This window comes from Flavobacterium azizsancarii, from assembly GCF_027980145.1.
In the GTDB taxonomy this organism is placed as follows: domain Bacteria; phylum Bacteroidota; class Bacteroidia; order Flavobacteriales; family Flavobacteriaceae; genus Flavobacterium; species Flavobacterium azizsancarii.
In genome coordinates this window covers 19436-38141 of the sequence record NZ_JAMZNK010000049.1, presented here as the reverse complement: position 1 = coordinate 38141, position 18706 = coordinate 19436, and the positions used below count along the sequence as shown (strand labels likewise).

Here is an 18706-nt window from a genome sequence, read left to right as displayed (position 1 = left end):
GCCGATGTAATAACCATTTATCCAAGATTGATCTACAAAGCCAAGTACAAGGTCATTTACTTCAAGTACATATTTTTTTGCAGGGTCAGCATTTGTGGGATGCTTATAAATAGACAATTCTCCCACTTGAATAAATTTGGCTTTTGTAATTATTTCAGGATGTGCATTCGGGTCGTTTTTGTGCGCATCAAACTGGGATTTTTCAGCCTTTGCATTTAGAGTATTAGAAAGGTTTGTTATATCGCTCTGCGGTATTGAATCACCTTTCAATCGGAAACTTCCAAACGTTGCCCAAAACTGGGCTTGCGTTGGCTTTTTGCCCGTCATAAACCAATCGTATATTTCTGCGAGTGTTGCCATTAGTCGAGTGGTATTAATACATAGTAAAATTTCAAATTCTGTTCGTTCGCTACTATTTCTCGAAGGTATATTTCGAAAGAAGTCGCCTGTTCGTTGCCATAAGTCCAAAACACATCATTGTCATCATTCCAATTAGAGCTTCGACCTCGAAGTGCTCCCAGAACCATGTAATTCGAAGTATTTACAGTAGGGAATGAAACAGTCATTTTTGTATCATTTACATTACCTGCGCTACCCACGTTTCCAATATTAAATACTGACTTGCGTAAAAATGGAGAAGTGAACGATATTTTATTTTTGATATAAGCAGCTGAAAGAACATCGGTAACATTCCAATCAGCCTGTACATTTTTCTGTGCTCCCTGCTCAATTGTTTCTAACTTGGTTTCGGCTGCAATTAGCCTGGTGAAAATTCCCTCGAGCAATCCTTTTAGAGATTTAGTTTCAAGAGGTTTGACAAAATCTGACCACGGCCAAGAAACTTCAGAAGTACCAAATGTTGCATAACGTATTGTATGAACTTGTTTTACTACACCGTTTTTAAAGGCTTTATTTACTGCCTCTTCGATAATAGTAACTTTCGAATCTACATTTACATCAGCTTCTCTAAATTCTAACAATTCATTGTCTATGTAGACAAATCCATTTTTTACAGTAGTTCCGACGATTTCACAACCTGAAATAATAGTTAAGTTACCAGCCAAAGAACCAAAAGCATTTAATATTTGGTAAGCTGTTTGCATTTCCTGCAATCTTTCGGCTTTTAATGGATATCCCCCCGTTAGTATGTAATTTGATTTATTCATCTATAAAAATATTATAGCGTTTTCCGCCAGCTTTATAAAATTTAACGTGTGCATGTAATGCATCTAACTGAGTTTTGTAGATTTCTTCGGGAGCATAAACAATGAAGTCCAAACCTGTGTCAGCCGTTTCTGATTCAGTTCTGAGCCAAATAGTTTCCGGTTCTGATTCTGTTTCGAGCCAAACGTCTTGCTCTTCAGCTTCTGTGAATATATATTGCGTTTCATACAGCAAGCCATTACCAATGTAAATGCGCCGCTCTATTGGGTCAAATTTGTCATTTAGAGAACCTCTTAAATAGCATACTTGCCAAGTGTGCTCAATCTTATAAATGTTATCTATTCGCCAATTATACCATTTGTAATGCAATGATTGTACTTGACTAACTAATGCATTTGCATATGCTATTAGTGCAGGTTTTCGCAAAAAAGTGGGTGTCAGGTTAACCACCAAGACGTCCCAATTAATGTCAAACCACATACTCAATATCATCAAAGGTTACTATCTCATAATATCCACTTTCAGCTACTTTGGATATGAAAATTGGCTGAGGCACTCCGTAACCGTTAAGATCAGGATCAATCCATGAACTTTGCGCGCCTATTAAAGTTGCATCAATTACTCCCGGCACTAATTGCACTTTATCTACTAAGGCCGACAATCTTAATTTTCCATTAAAATCTAATTCTTTCATAAATTGCCTTAAAGCATCCACGACTGGGTAATTAGCATTTAATTTACTCATCCCGTTTTGATCAAGGATAAGGACATCCCTTTGTATTTGCATCTTTAAATACAACTGGTCTGCTTTATAATTAATAATTGTAAGATCTGTTCCTGCAACTTTTATCTCTTCAAAATATGCCTCTATGGCTTCCACTTGCGACGGGTCATCAAAATCAGAAAGCTTTCCATCTTTTTCACCAGCAATTTTTACAATTATTCGACTAAAATCTTCTGCCTCGTTTACAGCGGCATATTTTATAATTTTTGAAGCTTCGATTTCCTCATCTGAAGCATTACCATTATCAAAATAATCTTTATCAGGTACTAAATCGAATCCATATTGATAAGTCAATGCCATTGTTTTGTACCAGGGTAAACGACCAGTTTTTTGACTAAATATTTTTTCGTTAATTTCCTTTTCATGTGTATCAAATAAATTTTCTAAAATGAAAATTGAATAAGCCACAACGAAAACAAAGAGTCGATATATTGCCACTTTACTTACTGAGCTAAGGGCAGTAAGCCTTTCATCATTAGCTATTTTATTAAAAATATTATTCTCTATTTCTATAACTGTTCTTGCCATTTTATCTCACTATAAATGTTGATTCTATTTCCATTGTACCAATTCCTAAGACAGGATTTAAAATGTCTAAATCTGCTTTTCTCGCTCCAGTTGCAGGTACTATTTTCTTTCCCTGTAAAAAAATAAGTGCCTTATTATCGATAGAAATATTAGCGGGGATTATTATTTTTTCTCCTGGTGTAATTTCATCAGTTATGGATCGTCCATTTGCATAAGCAATTTCATAAGCATTGGTCACGCTTCCTGTATATTGGTTTGACAAATCAAACCAAGATTGTAGTACTAATGCCGTTTCTGTTTTCATAATTATTCATTATAATTAGCGTCAATTTGGATAGTCAAATCACTCTCGATTTTTATTTTATTTACGATCATTCCATCAGTATAAAACTCCTGTCGAATTTCTCTCGCTAAATTATCTGGCGTGTCATCTTCCAAAAACCTGCGTGAGCCCACACCACGCATTGGCACTTCTTTAAACTCGCCTTTATCGCTCAGAATTAACATTTTTTGATGTTGGGAAGTGCTTTCTCCAACAACAAAATCGCCGTTTATTATTCGTAAATCTAAATCGTCATTTAATAAAATATCTTTAGGCATACTATGTTATATTTCCGGTTCCGGCTCCTGTTTGTGCAGTTGCTGACCCTGTTGTCGAAACAGTAACATTTACTTGTCCTGATTTTACAAAAACATCAACAGCACTTGCAATTCCGTTAACTAATCTTTCTATTGACTTATCAGCGCTTACCTCTTCCGATTGTTCTCTTGTAAAAACTTTACTCAAATCTTCTACTAATTTTTCTTTGTTTAAACTCATATTAAAAGGCTTTTAAATTTTTGATTTAGTCCTTCAAATTCTAATTTGTTTACAAGATTAATTGTAGGACCTGCATTTGTGGTAAAAACCATATTCCCTATGGCAGTAAACAAATCATCAATTAAATCTGCTAAGTTTTCACCACCGGCCGAAATATGAACCTTATCTGTTAGTTCAAAAAGTGTTTCTCCAACATAGTAACCAACTTTAGTAACTTCGTCTGCGGCAATAACCATCCAGTCATCGTCATCTTCCACACGAACGGCCAAAACGAAACTATCTACTTTCGGCACCAGGATAAAACTTTTTTTATTCGAAAGAACCGGCCGAAGTCTAACGTCTAATATTTCCTGTCCATCTTCATCAACGAGAACGCACAAAGCCTTTGTTTCATCAACAGATTTGACTTTAGCAATGTTACTCACAGCTGGTCCTAAACCTTTGGCCATTCTTTCAAGAGCTTGTCTTATTTGTTCTTCTGTTGCCATTATTATGATGTTATAAAACCTAATTGAATTGTTTGCCTTCCTCCGGAAGCTCCAAACTCACCCGAAACATTTTCAATAAAAAAGCTACCTGATTTTTCGGGATACTTGTATCCGTCTATTTCTGCAATATCTCCTTTGTTTACTGATGGCTCTAAAAATGTAGTGATAGTACCTTCGTATCCGTTATAATTGCTTTTGGTTTGTAATCTGTTTGCAATTTGTTTTAATAAATCAGCAGGAATACCAGCTTTTATTTTAAGTAGTTTCTCATTACTGTATTTATTCGCGTCAGATTTTGTGCGTTTCACAGCACCGTCACCACTCTTTTCCTGAATAACGATTCTAACATTTTTATCTACAATACGTTTTTTAAAGTCATCGTCTTTAATCGTATTCCATCCTAAACGCAGTTTTACTGTTTTGCCTTTTTTACCGAATTGAGTACCGACATATAACTCATTAAAATTGAAATAAACAGCTAAATGAACCTCCTTTTTAAGCCATTCCAACACTTGGATTCCGGTTGCATTTTTAAAGCGTACATTCGTTAAGGGAATGTTTGGCATTTCAGGAGATAATACGATTTCAGTCCCTGAGCATAGATCAGTAAGTAATTGTTTAACGGTTACATTTGAGTAGGTTTTATTAAAAATGATATCATACAATAAGTAACTATATCCTTCACACTCAATTTTCACAGGAATAGACATGTTTACCCGTTTGATAAATCCCTCAAATCGTTTCACATTGTTTCCATCGTAACCCAATGCTATACTAATTTTATCATTTTCTTTAAAAAGATATTCCTTACGCTCATTTGGCTCTTGCTGATCTTCCGTTATCGTCTTAGTATTTGCCAAATATTTAATCCTTGGTAAGTCAATCGTGCAGGTATCAGTAAAACTATTTACATCAGTTTTCCAACTAACTTTTGAGGGTTTAATCTTTGTGTATTCTCCAATTGTGATATCGCTAGTTAAGTAAAACATCTATTTAATTATTAAATCTTCGATATAATCAGTTTCTAAAGTCATTGTAAAAGGGCGAATCCAAACTGCTTTTCCTTGAACTTCAGGAAAATCCAAAGTGCTAATTGCAACGTGACAACTATCTTCAAGAAATATTTCAGGATAGCCTCCATGTAGTTCCACATATTCAGTACTCTCAAAAATCTTTTTTAATCGGCTAATTTGTTCTTCAGGAACCAACCTGTTTTTGCCAATTAAAAAACCTTTTATAGTAAAACGATAATCATCAATTGCAAAGCACTCTTTTACCTTTCCTTTGCGCTCGCTTACTGGTGTTCTAATTAATTCTTTCATTAAATTAACCCCCACTGTACAGGCTTCAATTTCAATCTGTATTGTCTCTGTTTGACTTCCTTTCTTAATTGTTGTTTTAAGAGTAATAGGAAACCAAATCGCCTGACCATAAGCTCCAATTTTATTAAAAGCAATATTCTTACTCGAGTAATCAATACTACCTTGTGGTCTAGGGTTTTCGGTAGTTATCGAATAACCTATTTCTTTCGTTGTAGGTTCCTGAGAATCTTTTGGTGAGACGAAATATGGTGAATTTGCAAAGTAGGTTTTGTATAATTTTAAAAGATCAAATGCCGTATTTGTGCTCATATTAAACTGTTTTAGAACCATTATATACTACCCTGGCAAAACATTCCATTACTACACGCTCGATCTCATTTGCTGATTCATTCGCATTCATAGTTGTAAATTGCAGGTTCTCGAAAAACTTTCCTACGTGAATATTAACGACTTTCGGACCCGCTCCGGCAACGGTTGTACCCGCTGCTTTTCCAGAGGATGCATTTGAGGAAACTAATGCACCACCTGCCCCTAATGGTGAATCTTCAGGACTTTCGCCTTTTGGCTTTTTCGGTGCAATTAAGGTTTTTGTACCTTTTACATTTATGGTAGTATTACCTTTTATCCACTTGTAAAATGCTTCAATTTTATTTAAAATTGGTTCCACCAGATTATCCCACACCCATAAAATACCATCTAAAACAAGGCCTATAGCAGCACCAATATTTTTCATGTACCAGCCAATAAATTTGAATACGTCCTTTAAAATTTCGCTTTTTCGCACAAACTCGACAATTCTACTCACAAACTCCCAAAGCTTAACGGCTATGTTTTGAATAATTGGCCACATAATATTAAAGTGGTTTTTTGCTATTGCAACCCATTCACTCCATTTACCGGTGCCGCTAATCAAATCGGTTACATAATCGACACCTTTCCCAATACTATTAGAAAATGAATCTATATACGGCTGTGCTCTTTCAATCATTGGACCAATACCGTCGGCAAATTTTATTCCCATATCAAGGAACTTATTTATCACAGGTGAAAATGCGTCACCTAAATCAGATGCAGCAGTGCTGAAATTATCTTTAACAGTATTCCATTTTCCAGATTTAGTTTTTCCTTGTGCGTCCATTGCTCCCTCGTAAATGCCTCCTTTAGAATTCGACATCGCGAGTGATTTTGCAAGATCCTCGTAGGTAACTTCCATTTCTTTTACCTGGGCAATACTTTTCCCTGTAGAACGTGCCAACATTGCATAAATATTAATACCGGCAATTCCAAATTGACGAATATCCATGGCCGTCGCTTTACCCACAGTTTTAATTTGCTGCATATTAGCAGCCATTCTCGATAGAACATCATTGCCTCCGCCAACCGCAGAGACAGCATTGGCTAAATTTAACGTGTCAGTTCGCGCTGATTTGGCATTTAAACCCGCTGAAATCAAAGAGCGATTAACTTCTAAAAGAGAGGCCGTATCATAAGGTGTGGCGTTAGCATCAGCCCTTATGTTTTTATAAGCATCTGTCGCACCCTTTTTACCTAAAAAGGTGGTTAACCCAGTAATTGCCTGCTCTTTTTGCATGCTTTGGGTAATCATTTCACCAATTCCAGATGTAACCGCCCCCATAAGCATTGTCGCTCCTTTGGATGCTAAATTTCCAATCATTGAACCTATTGCAACACCTCCAACACCAATGCCACTGGAACCGCTTTGAGCCCCACTATTTGTGTTTCCAATATGACTGGCAGACTGTCGTTGCAAAGCGGCAAGTTCACGGCGGGCTTCAGCGATTTGACTCGGAATAGTACTTCTACTTATGACGTCTTCAACTTGCCTAATTTTAGTCTGTAGCTCGGAAAAGCTCATTCCTAAAACTCTGTTTCGTCCTGTCATTTGATTAGCAGACTGACTCATTCTATTAAATACGGACTGTGAGGTCGAACCAACTCGCGTTATGTTCGAGCTCATCATGTCTCGCATTCTTAAAACAAATTCAATCGTATTATTCATAACTTAATTTTCCTCTTTTTTTGCCAACTCTAAAGCAATACCGGTACGGTAAAAAAATGCTTCATCACCCCATTCTTTAAGGGCACTTGCTCCGAATTTCATACTACCAAAAACAATCAGATAGTCTAATCCTGCTTTTTTATCCTGGCAATCTTTTATGCCTTTATTGCTAAGCGCGAAAAAACTCGGCTTTCTTCCCTTCCAAGATGTTATTTATCTGTAGGAAAACAGAAATGAATTTTTCTTCGTCTTCAATAAGAATAATGTCACCATCCAACCAAAGTTGTTCCATGACCATTGTTACTGCCTTACTAAGTCCATTAGTTCCAATAGCTTCCATATAGTCACCTAAATCGTCTGCTGTAGGTGGTCTTAAGACTGCTAAATCACTTTCGTGTTTTAAATAGATCAGCTTACGCCCTCCGGCTAATTCTTTCCATTCGTCTAACTTCGCTTGACCAAATTTTTCAACAAATAGTGTTGTATCATTTTCTTTAAGCTTTTCAACTTCCTTTGTCTTACGATTTGCGAAAGCAGATTTCAAAGTGTTTTTTGGTGCTTCAACTTGTTTCATTTGTTTGTTTTTTAGGTTATGGTAATCTTACATTCATTGCTATAAAAGGCAATGTTATTTCTCTATGCTTTGCATTTTGTTCCATATCAACGCCGGATTCGGTAAAAGCTACACCAGATGCGATGTAAGTTGAAATTGGGTCAATTAATCTTTTTCTATACGAACAAGTAATTACAATTGCCTCGTGTGGTACTTCTGTAATATCTTCGAATCCTGCAAGTCGTGCGGCTTTGTTCATGGCATCTGCCTCAAATCCCAATACCTTTATACTTCCTGAACTCTTTTTATTTCCAGTTTGAATATCAATAGCTTCATCACCGGCACCATATAAGTGCTCTTTTTCAAATTCCTTTTTGAAGCCAAATCCGCGTAGTCCTTTTATCGTTCGTGTTAGTACTTTAACTTCAAAGTGTGCCCACGCACACTCTGATGAACTTATATTTACATTCATAGTTATAAATTAGCGGTTAAACCTATTGTTACTTTTATCCAGGTCAAATATCCCAGAGGCAACACTTTTACTTCAATTCCTCCGGTGCTTGTATTGATAATATTTACATCGGTCGGTACATTAACTTCAACATTACTAACCTGTCCACCTAATTGAGATCTTAATTTCAGTAAGATTGTTTCTTCTAAATCTTTTGCATCAGTTGCATTTATTGTTCCGTCATCGTTCACACGGATCGAAGTTTCCAACATCGGTGTGGCAGTTGCCGCCGCAACTCGTTGTGCTTTATCGATTACTCGTCCATGAACCAGGATTCTAAAATCATCATCAGTCGCCATATTATCTCTTGCAAAATAATACCCAGCTGATCCATCACGACGATGCAGAATAATATACCCCGCATTAGCAAAAACGTCTAACTGTTCTGGGTAGAAATCCTCTATTGCTTTATCTCCAATAAATGCTTGTGCAATACTTAAAGGTCCATTTTGACCATTACCTAATTTTACGTGAGAGGGATATTTAACTGATCTTGCAAGTGCCAGGGCAACTGCTCCGGAACCGTCATTAAGATCACTACCAAGTACAACACCGGCAAAGCCATTACCAACTGAATGTGGTTCAAATAAAGTACCGTCTAATTCGTTGGTTCTACCTTCAATTAGCATACGCACCGGTTTATTAATTGATTGCTGATATTGACCTAAAGTTTTCGAAGCTAATAAAGCATCATCGACATCTTTATCTAAAAAGCGATCGGCAACCGGAACATAAGAGCTCGCAGGTTTACGAATTAACCCTACAATGGTAATTGCTCCTTGTGCTGTATTCAATAGTTTTTTAAGACCGTTTGCGTTGGTAGAAGTAGCCATTTGGGTTAGAGTCATTGTGTCTTCAACGCCTAAAATTGTTAAAGCCTGATTACCTCCTAATTCCTGGTAAAACAGTTCAATTGCTCTGTTTAAAAAGGGCTCACTGACTAACGTATAACCTTTAGCCACAGCATCATCGTAACTATAAACAGTTTCAATCACACCTATTTTTGTTTCAGAAGTCCCAATAAGTCCTGCAACGCCGTCCAGCACCTGCACTTGACGTTGTAGGTTGCCAGAGGCTACTGATACAGTAACCTTTGGCGTTCCAGTTCCTTGTGCCATTAAGATTGTTTTTCTAAGTTATCTTTTGCTTTCGCAATGGCTTCTAAGAGATCTTTTTTAGACTGAGACGGGCTTTCAATGCCCAACGCTTTTACTATTGCTTTTATAACTTCATACCCTGATTCAAAATCAAAAGTCTTTAAATCTTCATTGGTAAAAACTTTATCAGCTGCTGGTGTTTCATCTTTCTTTGAATCCAATGATTCAGTTTTTGGATCTGTAGGCGTTTCATCTTTAGAAGAATCCGATGTTTCACTTTTAGGTACTTCTAAACCATTTTCTAAAACAGGGTCAACCGTTTTAATATTCATCAGCTCGTAGTCACTTCTGTAATGTGAATTGACTTTGGTGTCCTTAAGTACATTTGCATGACCGTCAGCGGTGCCTTTAGTATGAAACACTCTTTCGTCTGAAGTAATATGACATTCATTGCTTGATGGGTGTCTGTCGAAATAATCGACTGCTTTTTCGTTTGACATTTTAAATAGTATTTAATTAGTATTTAATTAGTTTAGTTTTCTGTAGCACGACAACAATTATAAAAATTGTCAAGAGTGCTAAAAATACCCGTCCGCAGATAATCTGGGTTTCTTGCCACCAGGATAATTCTAAGGGTACCGAATAGGGGATTTTTTTAATTATTTGCTGATGCTCTTTAGTATAAACATCTTTCCATTCTGCAAATAATTTGAACGCCTCTGCCTCACAATTTACTGTTAGCGTATTATCCGTTAAATTAATTTTTGGAGGTTCTAAATGTTTACCGGGTTTTTCAATTGGTTTTGTAGTTTCTTTTAGAACTACTTTTCCATTAATACATTCGAGATAAGCTTTATAATAGCTACTATCTTTTGCTACTTCAAATGTGGTATCACGAACTACCTCTTTGGTAGTTGTCGTTATAGTGGTTTCGGTTGTTGTTGGTGGTACAACGCTAGAACTTTTACAAGCAATTAGCGTTGTGGCCAACAAAACAAACAAAAGCAATACAGAAAATAAGTGTTTAATATTTTTCATAATCTCAAAAATGCCTTAATTGTGTTGGTTTTTCTTTGTCTTTTAAATACACCATAACCCTCACGACTTCCATCATTATTGGTATTTCCTTCAATGGTGTAGATGATGTTTTTATCTACCTTCTCTACAATTCCGGTATGTCCTTGACCTTTGCCAAAATCCATAATAAAAATGTCACCAGGTTGCGGATCAGTTACTACTAAATCCTTTTTTTTATTATACATTGCCAGAACTCCGGCAGTTTTAAAAAGTGGGTTTTCGATACCTAATTGTAATGAAGCTTCTTTTGTACACCAATACATGAAAGCCATACACCAGGCATATCCTTTACCAAGTCCTACAGATTTTAAATATTTTTCAACAGCTGGACCGGCGTTACTATTCCTCGGTATTTCTTCGACACCAATTTGAGTAATAGCAATTTCAAGTGTCTTTTTTCCTAATTTGCTCATTAAGCTTTGCCATTTAATTGTTTGAATTTTTGCAACTCTTCAACTAGGTGCTGATTGATTCCCATTAACTCACGGTGCTGCGCTTCCATTGTTTTTATGGTTTCCGTTGCTGCCGTTAATCTTGATGCCATATCGTCCAATAATTCACGATAATATTTCACAGCATTTACAGCGTTATCTAATTCTGCTGCTCTATCTTCGGCTAAGTTTTTGCGCTTAGAAAATAAATAGGTTATAAATGCGGAAAAAAAAGCCGCTAAAGTTGGGAATACAATTTGCTCCATAATTGATTAAAAAAAAAGCTACCATCAGAATAGAGATAGCCTTTTGTTATATAATATCTAATTGTTTACATTAAGCGGTAGCAGCTTGAACAATAAGTCCAACACCTTTCCAGTCTTCACGACGGCAACGACCACCCATTTTGACAAGTCCTGAGTGAATATCTCCGTAATAAAGTGGATTCTCCATGTCTTGAAAAAGTTTAGTATCTCCTAATGATTTAGTTACACTTTGTTTTTGCCAAAAGATACTTGCTAAGTTGTCAGTTGCTGCCAATGCTTCACCTGGCAGTCTGAAAACTCCTGCTGATGTTAAAGCCAAAACTGAACTTCTTTCTAAAAAGGTAAAACCTGCAAACTTTCCAACAATTCCATTTTCTAAATCAGCAGTTGCTTGGAATGCTGCCATTTGGTTGGATGATAAAGAATCAATGAACTGTTGATACATATAGCTTTCAGCCATACCATAACGGTTCTCTTTTGGCACATTATCTTTATTGAATTTTGCTTGCATCGCCTGAACTTCTTTGTAAGTAAAGGCTTTACGGGTCCCGGTCTGTCCATCTTCTGGATTCACCGGCGTAGCAGCACCACTAGTTGGGATTTGTCTGGATGCTGGAAGGAACTCGACAGTTGTTCCGCCTCCAACGGCAGGCTTCATACCTTTAATCCAGTTATAGGTTAATTCGTCACCAATACTTTCGGCTAAAGTGTCCGTATGATCTGCTAACAAACTATCTTGTTTTTCATAACTGATTTCAAGCTTGTCAGAAGTCAATAAAGCTGTTGGATCAGTTGTAAATACATCAAGTACGTATGCAATTGCGGTATCGCCTCTTTGAATAGCTGTCGCTGCTCCGAAACCTCTGTTTTTTACAACATTTGGTTTTGCTCCCGCCTGTGGGATGTATACAACGGAACCACCAACAATGAATTGACTTTCGTCAAAACAAAGAGAAATATGCGGGTTTGTTTTACGTAGTTTCTCTACGATATAAGATACCCAAAATTCTTGGGGTATTTTTGGATTTGCCATAATTAAATTGGATTATGAGTTAGGAAATTTTTCTTTTTTCAACTTTTCGTACAAGTCTGGGAATTGATTACGCACAGTTTCTAAATCGTCTGATTGGTACAAATCATCCCATTTTTTGCCAGCAAATGCACTTACATCTTTTTTATCTCCCAATTGATCTGTAATCAACGTTTGCGCTGGCATCGCATCCAGCAAGTCTTTTAATCCAGTCGGATCACTCTTAAAGCTTACCCCCAATTTTGCAGACAACTCTTTAGTCAGTTTTTTGTCGCTTTCGCCTTTGGCTAATAAGTCTTGAACTTCTTTATTTACACTTTCCTCTTTTAAGTCGGATAGCTCTTTTTCTTTATTAGTCAAAGCCGTTTTTTTATCGGCTAAATCTTTTTCTAGTCCTGGTACTTTGCCGGCTGTATCTACCAAGTCCTGAAATGTTTTTTCAATATCAGTTTCGGAGGACTTATCACTTAAATTTAAAGCCGTAAGCATAGCGGCTGTTAAAAGAATTTTACTCATTTCTTTAGGATTAGGTTTTACAAAATCAGCGAGATTTAACTCGTTATCATTAATATCATAGAGATTCGCCAATGCATTATGATTGCCCGGAATGTCAACAAAAGATATTTCGCGAGGAAACCATTTTGTTACTGTTGGACCTGTTTGTCCGTCAAGTTTCAGCTTAGGATCATCAGAAGCGGCCAAACAAATTATTTTACCACATGATGCGGCATTAATGAATCCGTTTTCAACTTGTGAGGCAATATCTTCCCCTTTTGGATGAGATAAATTAATCACAGGTTTACCATATAGTTTGTCGCCTTCAATTCTAAAATCGCCCCACTTGACCAGTACACCGCCTTCACGCTCATGCATTAAAAAACCGATTGGATTTTTCTTGTAGTTGTCCAAAAGCAATCCCTCTGTTAACAGGCGATACTTGTAAACATTCACGCTATTATCAGTTAAGCAAAACTCTTTGTCAATCTTTTTAAACTTATCACTCACAGGCTAAAATTTTGGGTTGTTTTCTATTGAGAGTACAAACTTGCGAATGTTTACAAAGCCTTGAAAATAAAGGCGCAAGGGTTGCATACATATTTTTATGAAGGTTTGTTTTTGGTCAACTTTGTCCTGTTGAAAAAATGTAATTAATGGGAATTTCCAAAACACAGGAAAAAGAGTACGCTAGAATACTATATGTAAGCGAGCGTATCACTTTTAAAGAAATAGCTGAACGAACAGGAGTAACCGAAAAAACAATAGGTAAATGGGCTGTTTCGGATAACTGGGACAAGCTTCGTAAAAGCTTGCTAACCACCCGTCAGAGTCAACTTGTGCATTGGTACAACCAATTAGAGGCTATTAATGAGTTTATCGCTGAAAGGCCTAATCTGATTGTAAAAGGGCAATCAGTTCCCAATCCTTTATTAAAAAACATTCCTACGAATTCTGAGGCAGACACTATGAGTAAGATTACTTCTAACATTCAAAGACTGGAAACAGAAATAGGATTGGGTGAATATGTGGAGGTTTCCAGAAAACTATTAACCTTCATTCAATCGGTCGATTTGGACGAAGCAAAAAAATTCAAAAATTACATTGATGAGTTTATCAACTCAAAATTAAAAAATGGCTAAAAGAGTAACTGACAAGGAATATTTAGAAGTATGGCGTGAATTCTGTGAAAACATGGACAATGCCACTCCTATAGACTTAAATGAAACTCATTCGGCTAAAATTAAGAGAAAACAACATCTTGAAAAAAATCCGGAGGAATGGTTTAAATACTATTTTCCGATGTACTATACTAGTGAGCCGGCACCTTGGCATATTAAGGCAACTAAAAGAGTTATAGCTAATCCCGAATGGTACGAAGTTCGTTCGTGGTCGAGAGAACTATCAAAGTCAGGTCGAACCATGATGGAAACTTTGTACTTGGGTATAGCTGAAATTCCTGTTGAATTAAAAGTTGATACTATTCTTTTAGTATCTGATTCATTGGACAATGCAGAAAGATTGCTTTTACCATATAAAGGAACCTTAGAAAGCAACAATCGTATCATTAACGATTATGGTTTGCAAAAAAAAGTTGGAGGGTGGGAATCTACTGAATTTACTACTAGAAAAGGTTTGGCATTTCGTGGTATCGGTGCGGGTCAGTCACCACGTGGAACCCGTAACAAAGCAAAGAGACCAAATTTAATATTGATTGATGACATTGATACTGATGAATTATGTCGGAATCCAGAAAGAGTAAAAGAACGCGTAAAATGGATTGAGCAAGCTTTAATTCCAACCCGTTCAATTTCCAGCGGATTAAGAATAATTGCTTGCGGAAATATCATTGCAAAGAACTGCTGTATTACTGAAATGGGTAAAAAAGCAGATAAATGGGAAGTAATCAATATTCGTGATAAAGAGGGGAAAAGTACTTGGCCTCAAAAAAATAGTGAAGCCAACATAGATAGAGTTCTGTCCCAGATAAGTTACGAAAGTTACCAAAAAGAGTACTTCAATAATCCAATGGATGGTGGGGATACCTTTAAGGATATTATTTTCGAAAAGTGCCCTCAATTGCGCCATTGCGATAATGTTGTCATCTATGCTGATCCAGCACCAAGTAACTCAGACAAAACAAATGCAAGTAGTAAGGCAATTACAATTGTAGCTAACAAAGGACTAAATTATTATATCCAAAAAGTTTGGGTTGATCAAATGAGTAACGCTAAATTTTGCGAGTACCTATTTGAAGCTCATGACATTTGCAAGCGCGCAGGAGTTGAACCAATTTACATCTGGATAGAAAACAACTCACTACAAAATCCATTTTACGAACAGGTGATTTTACCACATATATATAGAATCAGCGAGGAGCGAAATACCTTTTTACCGATTCGCCCGGATGATCGTAAAAAGCCTGATAAATATGCGCGAATCGAGGGAGGACTTGAACCACTAAACCGATTAGGACACCTGATTTTTAATATCATGGAAAAAACTAATCCACACATGGAGAGAATGGTTGCGCAGTTTACAAGTTTTAGCCGAAAAGTAAAATTAATGGATGGCCCCGATTGCATCGAGGGTGCAGTCTGGATTATTAAAGAGGTACAAATCACAACGGCTACCGGCGCAATAGAAAGCTTCCCACGTCAAGCCAATAAACACAGAATGTAATGTTAGTACAACCATCAGAATTAAATACCGAGTTATATCCAGAAGTTATTGCGGCAATTACTCGAAGTAATCCCGGAGAAACAATTTCGCAGATTAAAGCAGCTGAGGATTTTTGCAAATCATACCTGTTTAAATACGATTTAAAAGCTCTTTTTGGTGATGATAAAACCCAACCGTCTACAGCTCCAACGGTAGTTGATGAGAATTTAAAGAAAACTATCAAGGTCATTGCTTCCTATTGGTTGGTAAGAAAATCAAACCCTAATGTGAACTTAGATTTATTTAGGGAAGATTGGGAATTAATGATTGGCACAAAAGAAGTTCCTGGGTGGCTTTATGATATCAAAGAAGGAAACATAAATCCTGACTGGCCATATAAAGTAGACGATCCCGAAACACCAGAAGACGAAAGCACATTAAATGATGGTGTTTTTTGGGGTTCTAACCAAAAACGCACCCAAAGATTTTAACTCATGGAAAATAAAGAAAAAGAGCCTTTTATCATACACGATTTAACCCTTGTTGCTCCTGATCGTAGCAGTAAAGACATTGGTAAACTAAAAGAAAGTGTCGTTACTGCTGAAAGTATACATTATCCTAATCGGGTAATGCTTTACGATTTATATCATGACATCCTTTCAATGGATGGTTTTTTGCGTGGTATTATTGAGAAAAGGATAAATGCTGTACTGAATAAAAAAATTAAATTCATCAGAAAAGAAGGCAAACAAGATGACGATCTTACTGACTTAATCAAAAGTCAAAAAGGACGTGACTTAATAAATCTGATGATGGAATCCAAAATTTGGGGAACTTCCGGTGTTGAATTTGTTATCGGTAGTGATGAGTTAACCTTTAAAGAAATTGAAAGAAAACACATTAAGCCCGAGAAAGGAATAATTACTAAATCACAATACGGACTTTCAGAAGAAAATGGATATGTTTATGAGGATATGCCGTTTGTTTGGGTTATGGGTAAACCTAAAGACTTAGGATTACTTTTGGCTTGTTCTATGTATGGAATCTACAAACGTGGAACCTTTGGCGATTATGCGCAATATGTTGAAATTTTCGGGCAACCTGTCCGTATTATGAAGTATGACGCATATGACACAAAAACAAAACAGGAGCTAAAAACCTTACTAACTGATAGTGGTTCATCATTAGCCATGATGATACCAAAACAAGCCGATTTTGAAATGTTAGACGGCAAAACTTCAAACGGTGATGGTAAGCTTCAAATTGGTTTAAAGGATGCTTGTAACGAAGAAATGGCAATCGCGATTTTGGGTAACACCGAAACTACTTCATCCAGTAAGTCGAGTGGTTATGCCCAATCAAAAGAGCATGGCGAACAGCAAGACGAATTGACAATATCAGATTTGATATTTATCGAAAATCTATTAAACAGTAAAAAGTTTAAGCAGATTTTGAAATCATATGGCTATAACATCGAGGGTAAATTTGAATTTGAGCTTGATCTTAATTTATCCAAGTTAAAACTCCGTATGGAAATTGATATGTTTGTAAGTACAAAAGTGCCAATAGGTGATGATTATTGGTATGAGACATATAAAATTCCAAAACCTGACAACTACGATGAGCTAAAGGCTAAAATGGAACAAACACCACAGGAACCGGCAGCAGAACCAACTGAAAACAATCGTAAAAAAACACCAGGACAACACCCTCAAAAAACACAGCTAACCGAAACAAGAAAGCAAAACCTTATGGATTTACTTTTTAAAGGTTTAGCGGATTTTTTCGACCAAGCCCGACATTAGTCGGGCAATTAAATAACTTATATAGTTCTAGCTGTACTTGTTGCGATGATCTGGTTCTCGAAGACCTTGCCGTCGATAATTGGGATGATATCTACACGGATATTGCAAGACAATTAATTGCTGGAGATTCCCTTATTACTGATGCTGTTTACAACAAAACGGCAGCGCAATTAATAAAAGCACTAAACAATGGTTTAGGACCTTCATTTGATGATAACGAAAGTAGGATAGCTTTAAAAAAGGCATTCGTTCAAAATATTGAACAATTTAGCTACGCAAAAACGTTAACCCAATTTCATCTATTTAAAGATGCTGTTTTTAATAATAAGGGTCAACAGCGAAGCTTTGAATCTGTTAAGAAAATAGTTGCGGATACTGGCGAAATATTCAATAAAAATTATTTGTCAACTGAACATAAATACGTTACTCAAAGTGCTATAATGGCGCGAAAATGGGAAACTTTGGACTCTGAATATTTACAGTTTTCAACCGTTGGTGATAGTGCGGTACGTCCAGAACATAGAATGTTTGACAAGTTTACCGCTCTTAAAACAGATAAAATTTGGCTTCGTTTATACACCCCTTTGGCTTGGGGTTGTCGCTGTACAATTATACCAGGTATTGCACGAAACTTAAGTAAAGAGTACAACAGTGATTGGGCTAACAGGCTGGTTGATCCTTTAGTAAAAGACACCATTTTTGACAACAACGCCGCGTTAAGCAATGTCATATTTAATAAGTCTCATCCCTATTTTAAAGCTAAGGACAACAAAGCCATAAGTAAACCAGAGGTTACTAATAGTTATATTCCTAAAGAATTGGAACGGTACGAAAAAGAGTTAGGCATTGTAATTAATAAAGATATTTTTAATTACTTAAAAAAAGAAACTCCTTTACATACTGTTGAACCGGTTGGCTATCCGGTACATCGAGGAGCATACTATAGTCCCGCCGCAAATTTTGTAAAAATACCAATTGATGAAAGACGTAAAAATAGTAAATGGTATGCCCAGGCAGTAGTGCATCATGAGTTTGGTCATGCTATTGATACACAAACAGGTTTAAGAGATAGCACACGTCTTAAATCGTTAATGACTGAAGCTCGAAAATTGTACACGTCTGCTGAAATGAAAGAGATTTACATAAATGCTCGAAAAAAAGGCTTATTTGGTGATGACGATACACGCGAAAAACATTCCGCGATTTTAGATACTATTGCGAGTTTAAGACCAACAATCAATATGAATCAAACACATAGTGATGCTTATTGGAAAATACCCGGATATAAAGAAGCTGAGTTCATCGCACATATATCTGAAAATAAATTTTCTGGTAATGATGCCTTTAAAGAATTGATGCCGGCACTGTATAAAAAAATGGTAGATTTTAAATTTGACTAGCGAATTTCCAAGTCTTCTAAATAGATTGTTCCATCCGTATGGATGTCATCAGTGGCAGCCTTATTTTGGCTGTCGTTTTTTAAATAAACTCGCTTGTTTTCAGTCTCAGCTTGTTTAATTAGTGGGAAGAAATTTTCTGAACAAAATAGTATAATACGAGATAAAACACCATAGTAATCTATGTCTGTTTTCTCGTATTTGTCCAAAATCATACTTAATTCGTGCTGAGCCATAAAACAAAATTACTAAATGTT

Annotated in this window: 25 protein-coding genes and 1 pseudogene; 5 read left to right on the top strand and 21 right to left on the bottom strand. The window is 36.4% G+C overall.

What is annotated here, in order from left to right; translation table 11 throughout:
• From NJT12_RS20970 to NJT12_RS20875, 20 genes and pseudogenes are all read right to left on the bottom strand, one after another.
• A pseudogene (locus tag NJT12_RS20970) lies at nucleotides 1-360 on the bottom strand (hypothetical protein); the annotation flags it as partial.
• Nucleotides 360-1166 carry a hypothetical protein gene (locus NJT12_RS20965; protein WP_271337989.1) on the bottom strand — a complete coding sequence of 269 codons (807 nt, stop codon included), beginning with the start codon at nucleotides 1164-1166 and terminating at the stop codon, nucleotides 360-362. The gene NJT12_RS20965 and the pseudogene NJT12_RS20970, both read right to left, overlap by 1 nt.
• Entirely contained in the window at nucleotides 1159-1617 is a 459-nt protein-coding gene (locus tag NJT12_RS20960) for a hypothetical protein (protein WP_271337988.1), read from the bottom strand. Before NJT12_RS20960 ends, NJT12_RS20965 begins: the two co-directional genes overlap by 8 nt.
• Before the next feature lie 16 nt (nucleotides 1618-1633).
• Entirely contained in the window at nucleotides 1634-2476 is an 843-nt protein-coding gene (locus NJT12_RS20955; protein WP_271337985.1) for a nucleotidyltransferase, read from the bottom strand.
• Nucleotide 2477: 1 nt separating this feature from the next.
• Nucleotides 2478-2780 carry a hypothetical protein gene (locus tag NJT12_RS20950; protein WP_271337983.1) on the bottom strand — a complete coding sequence of 101 codons (303 nt, stop codon included), beginning with the start codon at nucleotides 2778-2780 and terminating at the stop codon, nucleotides 2478-2480.
• A gap of 2 nt (nucleotides 2781-2782) precedes the next feature.
• The gene (locus NJT12_RS20945; RefSeq protein WP_271337981.1) at nucleotides 2783-3076 is read right to left on the bottom strand and encodes an oxidase; all 294 of its coding nucleotides are present in this window, start codon (nucleotides 3074-3076) and stop codon (nucleotides 2783-2785) included.
• 1 nt (nucleotide 3077) lies between these two features.
• Complete coding sequence (locus NJT12_RS20940; protein ID WP_271337979.1) at nucleotides 3078-3296, bottom strand: hypothetical protein; 219 nt, start codon at nucleotides 3294-3296, stop codon at nucleotides 3078-3080.
• The gene (locus NJT12_RS20935; protein ID WP_271337977.1) at nucleotides 3293-3784 is read right to left on the bottom strand and encodes a hypothetical protein; all 492 of its coding nucleotides are present in this window, start codon (nucleotides 3782-3784) and stop codon (nucleotides 3293-3295) included. The genes NJT12_RS20940 and NJT12_RS20935 overlap by 4 nt, the downstream gene beginning before the upstream one ends.
• A 2-nt stretch (nucleotides 3785-3786) precedes the next feature.
• Nucleotides 3787-4773 (bottom strand): hypothetical protein, encoded by a 987-nt coding sequence (locus NJT12_RS20930; RefSeq protein ID WP_271337975.1) that lies wholly within the window; start codon nucleotides 4771-4773, stop codon nucleotides 3787-3789.
• On the bottom strand, nucleotides 4774-5415 hold the full coding sequence (locus NJT12_RS20925; protein ID WP_271337973.1) for a DUF6046 domain-containing protein: 642 nt from the start codon (nucleotides 5413-5415) through the stop codon (nucleotides 4774-4776).
• Nucleotide 5416: 1 nt separating this feature from the next.
• Nucleotides 5417-6877: a tape measure protein gene (locus NJT12_RS20920; protein WP_271337971.1), complete on the bottom strand. Its 1461-nt coding sequence runs from the start codon at nucleotides 6875-6877 to the stop codon at nucleotides 5417-5419.
• Between the two features lie 418 nt (nucleotides 6878-7295).
• Complete coding sequence (locus NJT12_RS20915; RefSeq protein WP_271337970.1) at nucleotides 7296-7700, bottom strand: hypothetical protein; 405 nt, start codon at nucleotides 7698-7700, stop codon at nucleotides 7296-7298.
• Between the two features lie 16 nt (nucleotides 7701-7716).
• Entirely contained in the window at nucleotides 7717-8151 is a 435-nt protein-coding gene (locus tag NJT12_RS20910; protein WP_271337968.1) for a hypothetical protein, read from the bottom strand.
• Between the two features lie 2 nt (nucleotides 8152-8153).
• Nucleotides 8154-9308 (bottom strand): DUF2586 family protein, encoded by a 1155-nt coding sequence (locus NJT12_RS20905; protein WP_271337967.1) that lies wholly within the window; start codon nucleotides 9306-9308, stop codon nucleotides 8154-8156.
• A complete protein-coding gene (locus tag NJT12_RS20900) occupies nucleotides 9308-9787 on the bottom strand; it encodes a hypothetical protein (protein ID WP_271337965.1) in 480 nt (159 codons plus the stop codon). The genes NJT12_RS20905 and NJT12_RS20900 overlap by 1 nt, the downstream gene beginning before the upstream one ends.
• 16 nt (nucleotides 9788-9803) lie before the next feature.
• A complete protein-coding gene (locus NJT12_RS20895) occupies nucleotides 9804-10325 on the bottom strand; it encodes a hypothetical protein (protein ID WP_271337963.1) in 522 nt (173 codons plus the stop codon).
• Nucleotides 10322-10777 (bottom strand): CHAP domain-containing protein, encoded by a 456-nt coding sequence (locus tag NJT12_RS20890; RefSeq protein ID WP_271337961.1) that lies wholly within the window; start codon nucleotides 10775-10777, stop codon nucleotides 10322-10324. Before NJT12_RS20890 ends, NJT12_RS20895 begins: the two co-directional genes overlap by 4 nt.
• Nucleotides 10777-11061 carry a hypothetical protein gene (locus NJT12_RS20885; RefSeq protein WP_271337958.1) on the bottom strand — a complete coding sequence of 95 codons (285 nt, stop codon included), beginning with the start codon at nucleotides 11059-11061 and terminating at the stop codon, nucleotides 10777-10779. The genes NJT12_RS20890 and NJT12_RS20885 overlap by 1 nt, the downstream gene beginning before the upstream one ends.
• A 70-nt stretch (nucleotides 11062-11131) precedes the next feature.
• The gene (locus NJT12_RS20880; protein ID WP_271337956.1) at nucleotides 11132-12094 is read right to left on the bottom strand and encodes a phage capsid protein; all 963 of its coding nucleotides are present in this window, start codon (nucleotides 12092-12094) and stop codon (nucleotides 11132-11134) included.
• Between the two features lie 12 nt (nucleotides 12095-12106).
• A complete protein-coding gene (locus NJT12_RS20875) occupies nucleotides 12107-13096 on the bottom strand; it encodes a hypothetical protein (protein ID WP_271337954.1) in 990 nt (329 codons plus the stop codon).
• 146 nt (nucleotides 13097-13242) lie between these two features.
• Here NJT12_RS20875 and NJT12_RS20870 point away from each other — a divergent pair, with 146 nt between their 5' ends.
• From NJT12_RS20870 to NJT12_RS20850, 5 genes are all read left to right on the top strand, one after another.
• Nucleotides 13243-13728: a DUF1804 family protein gene (locus NJT12_RS20870; RefSeq protein ID WP_271337952.1), complete on the top strand. Its 486-nt coding sequence runs from the start codon at nucleotides 13243-13245 to the stop codon at nucleotides 13726-13728.
• Between the two features lie 52 nt (nucleotides 13729-13780).
• Nucleotides 13781-15268: a hypothetical protein gene (locus NJT12_RS20865; protein ID WP_271337950.1), complete on the top strand. Its 1488-nt coding sequence runs from the start codon at nucleotides 13781-13783 to the stop codon at nucleotides 15266-15268.
• Complete coding sequence (locus NJT12_RS20860) at nucleotides 15268-15738, top strand: type 1 periplasmic-binding domain-containing protein (protein ID WP_271337949.1); 471 nt, start codon at nucleotides 15268-15270, stop codon at nucleotides 15736-15738. Before NJT12_RS20865 ends, NJT12_RS20860 begins: the two co-directional genes overlap by 1 nt.
• 3 nt (nucleotides 15739-15741) lie before the next feature.
• Nucleotides 15742-17052, top strand: a complete 1311-nt coding sequence (locus tag NJT12_RS20855) for a phage portal protein family protein (RefSeq protein WP_271337947.1) — start codon at nucleotides 15742-15744, stop codon at nucleotides 17050-17052.
• Between the two features lie 401 nt (nucleotides 17053-17453).
• Complete coding sequence (locus tag NJT12_RS20850) at nucleotides 17454-18452, top strand: hypothetical protein (RefSeq protein ID WP_338083397.1); 999 nt, start codon at nucleotides 17454-17456, stop codon at nucleotides 18450-18452.
• Here NJT12_RS20850 and NJT12_RS20845 read toward each other — a convergent pair.
• A complete protein-coding gene (locus NJT12_RS20845; RefSeq protein WP_271337945.1) occupies nucleotides 18449-18685 on the bottom strand; it encodes a hypothetical protein in 237 nt (78 codons plus the stop codon). The genes NJT12_RS20850 and NJT12_RS20845 overlap by 4 nt on opposite strands.
• Between the last annotated feature and the right edge of the window lie 21 nt (nucleotides 18686-18706).

What these genes read in the sequence shown, in the direction of transcription:
- NJT12_RS20955 (WP_271337985.1), bottom strand. Translation starts at nt 2,476, where the DNA reads ATGGCAAGAACAGTTATAGAAATAGAGAATAATATTTTTAATAAAATA.
- NJT12_RS20930 (WP_271337975.1), bottom strand. Translation starts at nt 4,773, where the DNA reads ATGTTTTACTTAACTAGCGATATCACAATTGGAGAATACACAAAGATT.
- NJT12_RS20925 (WP_271337973.1), bottom strand. Translation starts at nt 5,415, where the DNA reads ATGAGCACAAATACGGCATTTGATCTTTTAAAATTATACAAAACCTAC.
- NJT12_RS20940 (WP_271337979.1), bottom strand. Translation starts at nt 3,296, where the DNA reads ATGAGTTTAAACAAAGAAAAATTAGTAGAAGATTTGAGTAAAGTTTTT.
- NJT12_RS20860 (WP_271337949.1), top strand. Translation starts at nt 15,268, where the DNA reads ATGTTAGTACAACCATCAGAATTAAATACCGAGTTATATCCAGAAGTT.
- NJT12_RS20965 (WP_271337989.1), bottom strand. Translation starts at nt 1,166, where the DNA reads ATGAATAAATCAAATTACATACTAACGGGGGGATATCCATTAAAAGCC.
- NJT12_RS20890 (WP_271337961.1), bottom strand. Translation starts at nt 10,777, where the DNA reads ATGAGCAAATTAGGAAAAAAGACACTTGAAATTGCTATTACTCAAATT.
- NJT12_RS20935 (WP_271337977.1), bottom strand. Translation starts at nt 3,784, where the DNA reads ATGGCAACAGAAGAACAAATAAGACAAGCTCTTGAAAGAATGGCCAAA.
- NJT12_RS20870 (WP_271337952.1), top strand. Translation starts at nt 13,243, where the DNA reads ATGGGAATTTCCAAAACACAGGAAAAAGAGTACGCTAGAATACTATAT.
- NJT12_RS20865 (WP_271337950.1), top strand. Translation starts at nt 13,781, where the DNA reads ATGGACAATGCCACTCCTATAGACTTAAATGAAACTCATTCGGCTAAA.
- NJT12_RS20950 (WP_271337983.1), bottom strand. Translation starts at nt 2,780, where the DNA reads ATGAAAACAGAAACGGCATTAGTACTACAATCTTGGTTTGATTTGTCA.
- NJT12_RS20900 (WP_271337965.1), bottom strand. Translation starts at nt 9,787, where the DNA reads ATGTCAAACGAAAAAGCAGTCGATTATTTCGACAGACACCCATCAAGC.
- NJT12_RS20885 (WP_271337958.1), bottom strand. Translation starts at nt 11,061, where the DNA reads ATGGAGCAAATTGTATTCCCAACTTTAGCGGCTTTTTTTTCCGCATTT.
- NJT12_RS20905 (WP_271337967.1), bottom strand. Translation starts at nt 9,308, where the DNA reads ATGGCACAAGGAACTGGAACGCCAAAGGTTACTGTATCAGTAGCCTCT.
- NJT12_RS20910 (WP_271337968.1), bottom strand. Translation starts at nt 8,151, where the DNA reads ATGAATGTAAATATAAGTTCATCAGAGTGTGCGTGGGCACACTTTGAA.
- NJT12_RS20945 (WP_271337981.1), bottom strand. Translation starts at nt 3,076, where the DNA reads ATGCCTAAAGATATTTTATTAAATGACGATTTAGATTTACGAATAATA.
- NJT12_RS20915 (WP_271337970.1), bottom strand. Translation starts at nt 7,700, where the DNA reads ATGAAACAAGTTGAAGCACCAAAAAACACTTTGAAATCTGCTTTCGCA.
- NJT12_RS20895 (WP_271337963.1), bottom strand. Translation starts at nt 10,325, where the DNA reads ATGAAAAATATTAAACACTTATTTTCTGTATTGCTTTTGTTTGTTTTG.
- NJT12_RS20880 (WP_271337956.1), bottom strand. Translation starts at nt 12,094, where the DNA reads ATGGCAAATCCAAAAATACCCCAAGAATTTTGGGTATCTTATATCGTA.
- NJT12_RS20855 (WP_271337947.1), top strand. Translation starts at nt 15,742, where the DNA reads ATGGAAAATAAAGAAAAAGAGCCTTTTATCATACACGATTTAACCCTT.
- NJT12_RS20845 (WP_271337945.1), bottom strand. Translation starts at nt 18,685, where the DNA reads ATGGCTCAGCACGAATTAAGTATGATTTTGGACAAATACGAGAAAACA.